8 protein-coding genes are annotated in these 12,646 nt (G+C 59.7%); 5 read left to right on the top strand and 3 right to left on the bottom strand.

Features of this window, described 5'->3' with window-relative positions; translation table 11 throughout:
- Nucleotides 1-63: 63 nt before the first annotated feature.
- From K5E40_RS04490 to K5E40_RS04475, 4 genes are all read left to right on the top strand, one after another.
- Nucleotides 64-1,803 carry a dipeptidase gene (locus K5E40_RS04490; protein WP_221729816.1) on the top strand — a complete coding sequence of 580 codons (1,740 nt, stop codon included), beginning with the start codon at nucleotides 64-66 and terminating at the stop codon, nucleotides 1,801-1,803.
- A 277-nt stretch (nucleotides 1,804-2,080) separates the two neighbouring features.
- Nucleotides 2,081-3,334, top strand: a complete 1,254-nt coding sequence (gene mexE, locus K5E40_RS04485; protein ID WP_221729815.1) for a multidrug efflux RND transporter periplasmic adaptor subunit MexE — start codon at nucleotides 2,081-2,083, stop codon at nucleotides 3,332-3,334.
- Between the two features lie 15 nt (nucleotides 3,335-3,349).
- Nucleotides 3,350-6,541 (top strand): efflux RND transporter permease subunit, encoded by a 3,192-nt coding sequence (locus tag K5E40_RS04480; protein ID WP_221729814.1) that lies wholly within the window; start codon nucleotides 3,350-3,352, stop codon nucleotides 6,539-6,541.
- Entirely contained in the window at nucleotides 6,538-7,959 is a 1,422-nt protein-coding gene (locus tag K5E40_RS04475; protein ID WP_221729813.1) for an efflux transporter outer membrane subunit, read from the top strand. The genes K5E40_RS04480 and K5E40_RS04475 overlap by 4 nt, the downstream gene beginning before the upstream one ends.
- Nucleotides 7,960-8,017: 58 nt before the next feature.
- Here K5E40_RS04475 and K5E40_RS04470 read toward each other — a convergent pair whose 3' ends face one another.
- The 3 genes from K5E40_RS04470 to K5E40_RS04460 are packed head-to-tail and all read right to left on the bottom strand — an operon-like array spanning nucleotide 8,018 to nucleotide 11,328.
- Complete coding sequence (locus K5E40_RS04470) at nucleotides 8,018-8,998, bottom strand: HlyD family secretion protein (protein ID WP_221729812.1); 981 nt, start codon at nucleotides 8,996-8,998, stop codon at nucleotides 8,018-8,020.
- Between the two features lie 4 nt (nucleotides 8,999-9,002).
- Nucleotides 9,003-9,203: a DUF1656 domain-containing protein gene (locus K5E40_RS04465; protein ID WP_221729811.1), complete on the bottom strand. Its 201-nt coding sequence runs from the start codon at nucleotides 9,201-9,203 to the stop codon at nucleotides 9,003-9,005.
- Entirely contained in the window at nucleotides 9,193-11,328 is a 2,136-nt protein-coding gene (locus K5E40_RS04460) for an FUSC family protein (RefSeq protein ID WP_221729810.1), read from the bottom strand. Before K5E40_RS04460 ends, K5E40_RS04465 begins: the two co-directional genes overlap by 11 nt.
- A 172-nt stretch (nucleotides 11,329-11,500) precedes the next feature.
- Between K5E40_RS04460 and K5E40_RS04455 the strand changes: the two genes are divergently transcribed.
- Nucleotides 11,501-12,556 (top strand): tetratricopeptide repeat protein, encoded by a 1,056-nt coding sequence (locus tag K5E40_RS04455; RefSeq protein WP_221729809.1) that lies wholly within the window; start codon nucleotides 11,501-11,503, stop codon nucleotides 12,554-12,556.
- Nucleotides 12,557-12,646 lie beyond the last annotated feature (90 nt).

Raw genomic sequence — 12,646 nt, 5'->3', positions numbered from 1 at the left:
GTGCATGTGTCTCAGCGCTGAGACACGTCTTATCAACTGCCCTGCAAAGGAATGCCCCGAGTCATGAATTTCCCCCTCAAGAACCTGGCCGCAACCTCGCTGATGCTGGCCTCGCTGTCGTTGTTCACAGGGCCGGCTCAGGCCAACATCACCGCGCCACAGAGCGCTGAAATCCTCAAGACCTTCAGCGCCGGTTCGGTCACGAATTTCCGCCAGTTCCTCGGTGACCTGGCCAAGAGCGACCTGGCCAAAACGGCCGACATCGGCCCGGCCATCGGCGCGTTTCTGGACAACAAAAGCCTGACAGCTGAACAACAGAACGAGATCTATCGCCTGCTCGGCCTCTATGCCCGCGTGAAATACAGCGCGGCAGCCACCGAGACGCTGCGCGAACTGGTCCAAATCCCGACCTTTCGCAAGGACGGCGTTGCCCAGCATGACAACCCGGCATTCATCAAGATCGGCGAAAAGATCAAGAGCCTCGCCCAGTCTTTCAACCTGAACTTTCGCAACATCGACAACCGTGTTTTTGAGATTTCCCTTGAAGGCACCGGCGATGAAGTCGTCGGCATTCATGCCCATGCTGACGTAGTGCCCGTGACGCCGGAGAACTGGGTACTGAAGGACGGCACCCGTCTTGATCCATTCAAGATCACCCTGATCGGTGACCGCATGTATGGCCGCGGCACCGAAGATGACAAGAACGGCATCGTCGTCACGCTCTACGCGATGAAGGTGATCAAGGAAGAAAAGCTGCCACTGGCGCGCAATTTCAAGTTGTTGGTGGACACCACCGAAGAAACCACTGGCGACGCGATCCCCTACTACTTCGAACGCAATCCAACGCCTAAGTACAACCTGGCGCTGGATGGCGGTTATCCGGTGGTGATTGCCGAGAAAGGTTACGGCACGGTCATGGCCAACTTTGCCAAGCGTAAGGCCGAGGGCAAAGGCGCGCAGATCATCTCGATGACGGGAGGCCTGGCGACCAACCAGATTCCATCGGTGTCGGTTGCCACACTGGTCACTGACCAACCCGCAGCGCTGGCTGCCAGCCTGCAAAAGGCCGGCGCCGAATACGCCAAACGCAATGGCGGCGATTTCCAGATCAGCACCAAGGTCGACGGCAAAGACGTCAAACTGACGGTCACCGGGGGGTCTGCGCACTCCTCCGAACCCGAGTCCGGGGTCAATCCGGTGGCGCGCATGCTCGACTTCATCAACAGCCTTGATGGCAAGGTCGCGCTCAAGCACAACCACATCACCGATGCTGCGCGCTACGCGGCTGACAACTGGGGGCTGGATTACCTGGGCAACAAACTCGGTGTTGGCTTCTCCGACGCCTTCATGGGCCCGCTGACCACGTCGCTGACCTATGTCGCGATGGATGACAACACCTTCAAGCTTGCGGTCAACCTGCGGGTTCCAAAGGGCAAATCACCCGAGAAACTCAAGGCCGAAATCGCTGAGAAACTGGCGGCCTGGAGCAAAAACAGCCACGTTGCCGTTACCTTCGACTATTCGGTCGCCGAACCGATGTACCGCAATCCCGAAGGTGAATGGGTCAAGGCACTGTTGGCAGTGGCGACTGAGAACCTGGGCATGAAACACGAGTTCGGCACTTCAGCGGGGGCGACCTCGGTGCATGAGTTGCCCAACGGCGTGCAGTTCGGTCTGGCGCGGCCAGACGTCAAGTACACCGGTCACACCGATGGCGAGTTCAAGACCGTGGATCAATTCCAACTGGATCTGCAAATCGTCACGGAAATGATTGGCCGCATCGGTCAGTTGCCGACACTCTGATTGCAATTTCGAACCCGCCGCTCTGGCGGGTTCATCTTTTTAATCGCCACATAATCCACGCCGCTCAGCCTCAGCCTCTGATTCGCTCGTTGCAGCCCAGGCAAGGAAAAATTGCCATCCGCGAGATTGATAGCCACCTAACGAAAGGTGCATGCTAGAGGGCTCACGCGGGCCTTATATCATTCCGAATGATAGTTACCTTTGCTTCATTCGATTCGTGCCATCCCACCCCGCCCAGCATCATCCGCCCATCTTCAATACATTGGCGGATGCATCCATGGAACAGTCACTCAAACATTTGCGCTTCCCCTTGGCCATGTTGGCCGTGCTGGTGATGAGCGCTTGCGGCAAGACTCCGGAGACTGCCGCCACCGCGCCTGCTGCGAAAGTCAGCGTGGCCAAGGTGCTGGAACAACCGGTCAACGAGTGGGATGAATTCACCGGGCGCCTAGAAGCGCCGCAAACCGTTGAAATCCGTCCACGGGTCTCCGGCCAGATCGACGACGTCGCCTTCACCGAAGGTGCGCTGGTCAAGAAAGGCGACCTGCTGTTCCAGATCGACCCGCGCCCATTCCAGGCTGAGGTTCGCCGCCTCGAAGCACTGGTAGCCCAATCCCGCGCCAACGCCACCCGCAGTGAAAACGAGGCGGCTCGTGGCGAGCGCCTGCGTACCAGCAATGCCATCTCCGCCGAGTTGGCTGATTCGCGTACCAGCGCTGCAAAAGAATCCCGCGCCGCCGTCGGTGCGCTGCAAGCGCAACTGGATCTGGCCAAACTGAACCTGAGCTTCACCCGCGTCACTTCGCCGATCAGCGGCCGCGTCAGCCGTGCCGAGATCACCGCCGGCAACCTGGTGACCGCCGACGTCACGCCACTGACCAGCGTGGTCTCCACCGACAAGGTCTACGCCTACTTCGACGCCGACGAGCGCGTATTCCTCAAATACACCCAACTCGCCCGCCAGGGTCAGCGCGGAGCCGGCACCCCGGTGTATATGGGCCTGTCCAATGAAGACGGCAACCCGCACCTGGGCCACATGAACTTCGTCGACAACCAGGTCAACCCCAAGACCGGCACCATCCGTGGTCGCGCAGTGTTCGACAACAGCGACGGCCTCTATACCCCGGGGCTGTACGCACGCCTGAAACTGGTCGGCAGCGGCACCTACGACGCCATGCTGATCAACGATGAAGCGGTGGGCACCGACCTGGGCAAGAAGTTCGTACTGGTCATGGACGCGGACAACAACACCGTTTATCGCGCCGTCGAACTCGGTCCGAAGATCGAAGGCCTGCGCATCGTCCGTACCGGTCTGAACAAGGACGACACGATCATCGTCAAGGGCTTGCAACGGGTACGCCCTGGTTCACCGGTTACCCCTGAAGTGGTGCCGATGGCCAGCGAACAAACCATCGCGGCACTCGCTCAACAACGTCAAGCGCTGGAAGCCAACAACCCGCCTAAAGTCGCCCCTGCCAAAGGTGCGTCCGGTTCGGTTGCGAAGCTGGCTGCTACGACCCCACGCGGTTAAGGGACGACAACTCCGATGAATTTTTCCCAATTCTTCATTTCACGGCCGATCTTCGCAGCGGTGCTGTCGCTGTTGATCCTGATCGCCGGTGCGATCTCGCTGTTTCAATTACCGATCAGTGAATACCCGGAAGTGGTCCCGCCGACCGTCGTGGTACGGGCCAACTTCCCCGGCGCCAACCCTAAAGTCATCGGTGAAACCGTGGCAGCTCCGTTGGAGCAGGCCATTACCGGTGTAGAGAACATGCTGTACATGTCCTCGCAATCGACCGCTGACGGCAAGATCACCCTGACCATCACCTTCGCTTTGGGCACTGACCTGGACAACGCGCAGGTGCAGGTACAAAACCGGGTGACCCGCACCGAGCCAAAACTTCCCGAGGAAGTGACGCGCATCGGTATCACCGTCGACAAGGCCTCGCCCGACCTGACCATGGTTGTGCACTTGACCTCGCCGGACAAGCGCTACGACATGCTCTACCTGTCCAACTACGCCATCCTCAATATCAAGGATGAGCTCGCTCGTCTGGGCGGTGTCGGTGACGTGCAACTGTTCGGCATGGGCGACTACTCGCTGCGGGTCTGGCTCGATCCGAACAAGACCGCTTCGCGCAATCTGACGGCCACCGATGTCGTCACCGCGATTCGTGAGCAGAACCGTCAGGTCGCTGCCGGCCAACTGGGCGCCCCCCCTGCCCCGAATGCTCAGAGCTTCCAGCTGTCGATCAACACCCAGGGCCGTCTGGTCACCGAGGAAGAGTTCGAGAACATCATCATTCGCGCAGGCGATGACGGTGAAATCACCCGCCTCAAAGACATTGCCCGCGTAGAGCTGGGCTCCAGTCAATATGCCTTGCGTTCGTTGCTGAACAATCAGCCGGCCGTAGCGATCCCGATCTTCCAGCGCCCAGGTTCCAACGCCATCGACATCTCGAACGAAGTTCGGGCGAAGATGGACGAGCTCAAGAAAGGCTTCCCGCAGGGCATGGATTACAGCATCGTCTATGACCCGACGATCTTCGTGCGTGGCTCGATCGAAGCAGTGGTTCACACCCTTTTCGAAGCGCTGATCCTCGTGGTTCTGGTGGTGATTCTGTTCCTGCAGACCTGGCGTGCCTCGATCATTCCATTGGTGGCGGTGCCGGTATCGTTGATCGGTACGTTTGCGGTCATGCACCTCTTCGGTTTCTCGCTCAACGCCCTGTCGCTGTTCGGCCTGGTGCTGGCCATCGGTATCGTGGTGGACGACGCCATCGTGGTGGTGGAGAACGTCGAGCGGAACATCGAACTCGGATTGACGCCGGTCGAAGCCACCAAGCGCGCCATGCGTGAAGTGACCGGGCCGATCATTGCCACGGCATTGGTGCTGTGTGCGGTGTTTGTTCCGGCGGCGTTTATCTCCGGTCTCACCGGGCAGTTCTACAAGCAGTTCGCGTTGACCATTGCAATCTCGACCGTGATCTCGGCGTTCAACTCGCTGACCCTGTCGCCGGCACTGGCTGCGGTGTTGCTGAAAAGTCATGACGCGCCGAAGGACCGCTTCTCGAAGGTGCTGGACAAGATTTTCGGTGGCTGGTTGTTCCGTCCATTCAACCGTTTCTTCGAAAAGGCCAGCCATGGTTACGTCGGCACCGTGCGCCGGGTCATCCGTGGCAGTGGCATCGCCCTGCTGCTGTACGCAGGCCTGATGGTGCTGACCTTCTTCGGTTTCTCCAGCACCCCGACCGGGTTCGTACCCGGCCAGGACAAGCAATACCTGGTGGCCTTCGCGCAACTGCCGGACGCCGCGAGCCTGGATCGTACCGAAGACGTGATCAAGCGCATGTCCGATCTGGCCCTGAAACAGCCAGGTGTGGAAAGCGCCGTAGCGTTCCCGGGGCTGTCGATCAACGGCTTCACCAACAGCCCGAACGCCGGCATCGTGTTCGTGACCCTCAAACCGTTCGACGAACGTAAAGACCCGAGCATGTCCGCCGGTGCGATTGCCGGTGCCTTGAACGGCCAGTTCGCCAACATTCAGGAAGCGTACATGGCGATCTTCCCGCCACCGCCGGTACAAGGACTGGGCACCATTGGTGGCTTCCGTCTGCAAATCGAAGACCGGGGCAACCTCGGCTACGACGAGCTGTACAAAGAAACCATGAACATCATCAACAAGAGCCACAACGTGCCGGAACTGGCGGGCTTGTTCACCAGTTACACCGTGAACGTACCGCAGGTCGATGCCGCCATCGACCGCGAAAAAGCCAAGACCCACGGCGTGGCGATCAGCGACATCTTCGACACCCTGCAAATCTACCTGGGCTCGCTGTATGCCAACGATTTCAACCGCTTCGGGCGCACCTATCAGGTCAACGTTCAGGCCGAGCAGCAGTTCCGCCTCGAGTCCGATCAGATCGGCCAATTGAAAGTGCGTAACAACAAAGGCGAAATGATCCCGCTGGCGACCTTCATCAAGGTCAGCGACACCTCAGGTCCCGATCGAGTGATGCACTACAACGGTTTTATCACTGCGGAAATCAACGGTGCAGCTGCTCCCGGCTACAGCTCGGGCCAAGCGGAAAAAGCCATCGAGAAACTGCTCAAGGATGAACTTCCGAACGGCATGACCTACGAATGGACCGACCTGACCTACCAGCAGATTCTGTCCGGCAACACCGCGCTGTTCGTGTTCCCGCTTTGTGTACTGCTGGCGTTCCTGGTGCTCGCCGCTCAGTACGAAAGCTGGAGCCTGCCATTGGCGGTGATTCTGATCGTACCGATGACCCTGCTGTCGGCCATCACCGGTGTGATCATCTCCGGCGGTGACAACAACATCTTCACCCAGATCGGCTTGATCGTACTGGTGGGACTTGCCTGTAAGAACGCAATTCTGATCGTCGAATTCGCCAAGGATAAACAGGAAGAAGGCCTCAACCCGCTCGCGGCGGTACTGGAAGCCTGCCGTCTGCGTCTGCGGCCGATCCTGATGACCTCCTTCGCGTTCATCATGGGTGTAGTGCCCCTGGTGTTCTCCAGCGGTGCCGGTGCCGAAATGCGTCACGCCATGGGTGTAGCGGTGTTCTCCGGGATGCTCGGGGTGACCTTCTTCGGTCTGTTGCTGACGCCAGTCTTCTACGTACTGATTCGCAACTTTGTCGAACGTGGCGAAGCCCGCAAAGCGGCCAAGGCGCACAATCTTCAAAAGCAACTGGAGGCGCAACAATGAGTCTGAAAGTCTTCCTGCCGAGTCTGCTGGTGCTGGCGCTTAGCGCCTGTGCCGTCGGTCCAGACTACAAGACCCCGGCGACGGAGGCGGCCAACATCACGACCGCCACCGACGGCGCCAACGGTCAGAAGAATTTTGACCGTTCGAAGTTCGAAGGCATCTGGTGGCAGCAGTTCGACGATCCGACCCTCAACCAGTTGGTGACCCAATCGCTGCAAGGCAACCGAGAACTGCGTGTGGCGTTCGCCCGCTGGAAAGCCGCCCGAGCAATTCGCGACGACGCCAGCAACGACGCAATGCCGACCATTACCAGCCGCGCCAGCAGTGATCTGGCCAAGGGGCAGATTCCCGGTCAGACCACCAAACGGGTCAGCAGCGAACGCTATGACCTGGGTCTGGACATGGCTTGGGAGCTGGACTTGTTCGGTCGCATCCAGCGCAATCTGGAAGCCAGCGACGCCGACCAGCAGGCAGCCGAGGCCGATCTCTACCAACTGCAAGTCACCATGATTGCCGAACTGGTGGACGCCTACGGTCAACTGCGGGGCGCCCAACTGCGGGAGAAGATCGCCGTGGCCAACCTGAACAACCAGCAGGCGTCGCGCAAGATCACCATCAGCCTGCGTGACGCCGGCGTTGGCGATCAACTCGATGTCGAACGTGCCGATGCGCGTCTGGCCTCGGTTGAAGCCAGCGTGCCGCAACTGCAGGCGGAACAGGTTCGGCAGAAAAACCGTATCGCCACCCTCTTGGGTGAGCGTCCGGACAAGCTGACCGTCGATCTGAGTCCAAAAGACTTGCCAGCGATTGCCAAGGCCCTCCCAATCGGGAACCCGGGCGAACTGCTGCAACGCCGCCCGGACATCCTCAGTGCTGAACGCAAACTGGCCTCGGCCACGGCGCGGATTGGCGTGGCCAAAGCAGACCTGTTCCCACGGGTCAGCCTCAGCGGTTTCCTCGGCTGGACGGCCGGGCGCGGCTCGCAGATCGGTTCTTCGGCGGCCAGTGCCTGGGCACTTGGCCCGAGCATTACCTGGGCAGCCTTCGACCTTGGCAGCGTTCGAGCGCGCTTGCGCGGCGCCGATGCGGATGCCGAAGGCGCCTTGGCGACCTACGAGCAACAAGTGCTGTTGGCACTGGAAGAGTCGGAAAACGCGTTCAGCGATTACGGCAAACGCCAGCAACGCCTGATCTCGCTGATCCGTCAGAGTGAATCGAGCCGCAAGGCCGCTGACCTGGCAGAGATTCGTTACCGCGAAGGCACGACGGACTTCCTCGTGCTGCTCGACGCCCAACGTGAACGTCTGAATGCTGAAGACAGTCAGGCCCAGGCCGAAGTCGATTTGTATCGCGGCATTGTCGCGATCTACAAAGCCCTTGGCGGTGGTTGGCAGCCAGAGACGGTCGCCATTCAGTAAGAGTTGTTAAAGAGCTCCTTTGGTTGGCCGCAACCAACCAAATTTTTTGCCCCGCGTATCATTCGGTCGCGGGGCTTTTTTGTGCCTGATCTTTTTTGTTTTCCAGAATCGTGACTGTGGCGGTGGTACCTGCCCGCAAGCGGTTCTTGCCGGCATAGTCACCGTCGATTTCGATCCGGACTGGCACCCGTTGCGCCAGTTTCACCCAGGTGTAACTCGGATTGATGTTGGCCAGCAGGCGACTGCCCGGGGCGTTTTCACGGTCGGCGATGGCGAAGGCGATGCTCTGCACCGTGCCCCCGAAGGTTTCACCGCTCATCAACTGAACCCGCACCCGATCGCCTTCCTCGATTCGCGGCAGTTTGGTTTCTTCGAAATAGCCGCTGACGTAGAACGAATCGCTGTCGACCAGCGCCAACAGCGCGCCACCGGCCACCGCGTAATCACCCTGACGCGTCAACAGGTTGGTGACATAGCCGCTGACCGGTGACTCGACGCGGGTGCGCTGCAAGTCCAGCTCCGCCTGGGTCAGCGCCGCAATCGCCAGTTGTACGTTGGCCTCGGCCAATCCGAGGTTGGCCTGATTGCGCAACAGATCAGCCTGGGCAACAGCCACATCGGTACTGGATTTTTCCCACTCTTCCCCGGAGATGGCAAAGCCCTGTTTGAGCGTACGCCGCCGGCGCTCTTCGCTTTGACGCTGTTTGAGCAGTGCTTCACTGGCAACAATCGCGGCTTGCGACTGCCCCAGCGTGGCCTTTGCCACTTCAACCGCGCGCCGCGAATGCTCTACCGCCAATCGGTAGCGTGCCGGATCGATCTCCATCAACAATTGGCCTTTGTCGACATGCTGGTTGTCCTGCACTGCCAGACTGACGATGCGTCCGGAAACATCGGCCGATAGCGTCACCACGTCCGCCCTCACCCGGGCATCCCGGGTCCACGGCGCGCGGGTGTAATGCTCCCAGGCAAACCAGCCGAGCACGATTGCCAGTATCACCACCGCCAACGTCGTCAATCGAGCAAGTAACACTTTCAAGGCATCAGGCTCCCATCAGCAAAATCAGCGTGGCACAGACGCAGGCATACAACGCGCCCTCAAAAAGTGCTTCATGCCAGACCCGTCGCATCACCCCCAGTCGGCGCAAAACCCAGTCCAGCAACATGAATATCGGTATGGCCAGCAACAGGGCCTGGGCAATCGGTGGCAGATAAACGCCGCCAATCTCGAAATCAATGGGCAAGGGCAGGCTCTCCTTCCGGGGCATTACGTTGCAACTGTTCGCCATGGCGCTCAAGGAATGACACGACGATCATCAAAGCTACACGCATGCGGAACACCGACCATAAATGTTCATGACTGGCGACGTGCAAATCATCCAGCTCATCCCCCAACCCGTGCAGCGTGACCAGCAACGGCGCCAGTTGCGCGTCGTGGCGACCCGCCACAAAGCGCCCGGTCTTGCGCAGGCTTGAAGACAAACGCTGACTGAACGCATCCGTCAGCAGTGCATTGTTCTGCGCCTGCTGCCTGAGCTGGTGGGTGGCCACACCCAAGGCTACGCAAGCCAGACTGATTTCATATAGCTGCTGCATGGCGCGCTCATTTGCTGCCGGCAGCAAGCCAAGCATGCTGGTCAGGCGGTCGACCATGCGGCTTTCGAAGGCGAATTGTTGTTCGTCGGTGGCCGGTGTTTTGGTCAGTTCATAGACCTGCTCGCGCGCCTCGTTATACAACCGGCGAACTCGCCAAACCGGGCGAAACGGAAAAATCCAGGCATAGACGATCAGCGCCAGCATCGCCGCGCTGACATAGGCACCGGCAAACTCGAACCATTGAATGGCCGTGTTCTGCCCGGTGCCGACATTCTGTGGGCCGAGGAGAAGAAAGCTCGACAGCCCCAGCCCCATGCCGATCCCGGCAGTCGCCGGGCTCGCCAAACCGACCGCGATCACGTAAAGCAGAGGGGCAAGTACCAACGCCAACAACTCGAAATCGCTGATCGCCGGCACCAGCATAAACTGATAGACCGCCGAGACCACAAGTGCCAACCCCAATCCACGGGCATAACTTTGCGCGGCCATCAGCGGTCGCGGGAAAGTCGCCATGAGCGAACAAAGAATCCCCACCAGGATCATCCCGCCACGGGCGCCGTCCCAGGCAGTTTCGATCCAGATCAGCCCGGCCACCAGCAAAGCGGTGAAGGCTCGGACAGCGTTCATGGTGGCCAGCGTGAAATCCAGATGCAGTGGGCTGGCCTGACCGCGATAAAGGCAACTGGCCTCACGCCCTTCCTGAATCGCGTCGCTCAACTCGAGGATTTGCTCCAGTTGTTGCAACAGCCGTGCCTGCTCCCAGCGCAACGCCCAAGCCAGTGAGCGCAGGGGCGCGCTCAGGTCTTCGGTCAACTGTTCGGCCTGGTAAGCCAATGCTTCAAACTGCTGTTGCAGCGTGACGAAGTGATGCCGCGTCTCGGCAGGCATAGACCTCCCCTGCTCCGCCAACTGATCGAGAAGCGCCAGTTCAGCGGCACGCAGGCGCTGGACATCGAGAGGCAAATCGCCCTCCCAGCGCTCGGTGAGCAGTTCGCGCTGATGCCTCAATGCGGTCAACCGCGACGTCAGCAACATCAGTTGGTTGCCCAGCAGCAACACCAGATTGTTGGCACTGCGCAAACGTGGAGCATCGAAATACAGGTGGCGCCGCAGCCCTTCGAGGACGCTGATTTCACCGAGCAACTGCATTTGTCGGCGCTGAAATTCGGCTTCGCTTTCTTCTGTGCGAATCACGGCAGCGGCGTGGCTGGCGACGAGTTTGATCACTTGGTCGACCTTGGCGAAATACCCCTTGGCCACGGCTTCCGGGCGCGCCGTGAGCAAGCTGACCACACAGACACACGCCACGGCCAGCAGGGTCTCGGTGACGCGGGTGATGGCCAATAGAAAGGTGCCGTCCTGATTGGGAATAGCCAGTAATGCCACCACCACAGCGGTATATCCACTGAGTACAAATGCCTGGGAGCTGGTGTAGCGCAGCAAAGTGCCGCCCGCCGTGCACAAGGCCAGCCACAAGGCCAGCGTGATAATGAATGGCAGCGGCGCCTGCGGAAAAATCGCCATGATCAACACCGCGACGGCCGCCCCCAGGGTGGTACCGATCACCTGACCGAAACTGCGTGCCAGCGCCATCCCTGCCAGCGGCTGGCTGACAATGACGACCGCCATGATCGACCACTTGGGTTGGTCGAGATCGAACAGAAACGCCAGATACAGCGTCAGCAACCCCGCCGCGATGGTGCGCAAGGCAAACAGCAGGATCGCCTGACCAGGATGTATCACGGCCTTGAAGTAATTGAGCAGGGCTTGCATGGGCACACTCGTCGAAACAACTCCTCCAAGCGTAGACACTGCATTGAAAACTTCACGACTCATAGAGTCGACGCGACTTGTAGGCCGATTCGCATGTATCGGGTTTGACTCACAGGCCGGGCTGACCGAAGCTTGCCGCTGCGCTCAAGTTCGCCTGTTTTCGGAATCCTGCATGCTCAAGTCCCGCCGTTATCTGCTCATCAGCCTAGGCCTCGTGCTGGTTATCACCGTGGCCTGGCTATCCCTGCGCAGCAGCGCACCAGTGATCCCGGACGCGATCAGGCATGGTTACAGCGAAGCGCTGAGCGCCGCCCGTACCGGTCAAGCGGGCGCGGCACGTCAGTTGTATCAACAATTGGGGCGTGCGGATCTGTCGGTCAAGCGACGCGTCTGGCTGCATGACGAACTGGCTAACTACCCCAGTCCGCTGGCCTTGAAACTCGCCGATGCGGACCTGCAGAACGAAGCGCCCAAGGTGCGTGCAGCGGCAATCAATAGTGTCGTTGGACTGGTTCCGGGCGGCGAACGCAGCCTGCTGCTGGGGCCGATGCTTGATGATGAGGATCAAACCGTTCGTTTTGCCGCGATCAACGCCCTGCTCGGTTTGACGCCTGATGAGCTAGGCCTGTACTTCGCTCCGCTGCAGCAGGCGATTGACGGCTGGGAGCAAGTGCTCAAGGGCCAACCTGAAAGTGCAGCCAATTATGCGCAACTGGCTCGCCTTTACATCCATAACGCTGAACTCAAGAACGCTCAGGTTGCACTGGACAATACGCTGCGTCTGGAACCCGGCAACCTGCAGGCGCTGGTCATGCAGATCGATGTGCTTGACCGCCAGGGACAGACTGACGCAGCCCGACAATTGCTCGCCCGACAGCTCAAAGCCCAGCCAGACTCCGCGTATCTGCAACATGCCCTCGGTCTTTGGCTGCTGCACCACGGTCAGCGCGAATACGCCCTGCTCGGTCTGTCCAAAGCGGTCGAACTGGAACCTGACAACAAGGATTACCGCTACGACCTCGCCACGACGCTGCACAGCGCCGAGGAACTGGAAGCCGCGCAAAAGCAGCTACAGGAAATCGTTCAGCGTCATCCCGCTGATCGCAAAGCACGGGTGTTGCTGATCAATTACTGGAAAGAGAGCGGCCAACTGCAGAATGTGCAGGTTCTGCTGGCCCAACTCGAACAACTGAACCCCGACGATCCCGCGTTGCAGCAAGGGCTCTGAACGAGCGTTCAAAGAAAATTCTGAACCGCCATCTCGCCAAGGGGTCAAGTAGATCAGGCGACCGCTTTCGATAAAGCGCCTCGACTCCCC

This window comes from Pseudomonas baetica (genome assembly GCF_019733355.1).
In the GTDB taxonomy this organism is placed as follows: Bacteria; Pseudomonadota; Gammaproteobacteria; order Pseudomonadales; family Pseudomonadaceae; genus Aquipseudomonas; species Aquipseudomonas baetica_A.
Note: the sequence above shows the minus strand (reverse complement) of the source record. Positions and strands in the feature narration are given on the sequence as shown.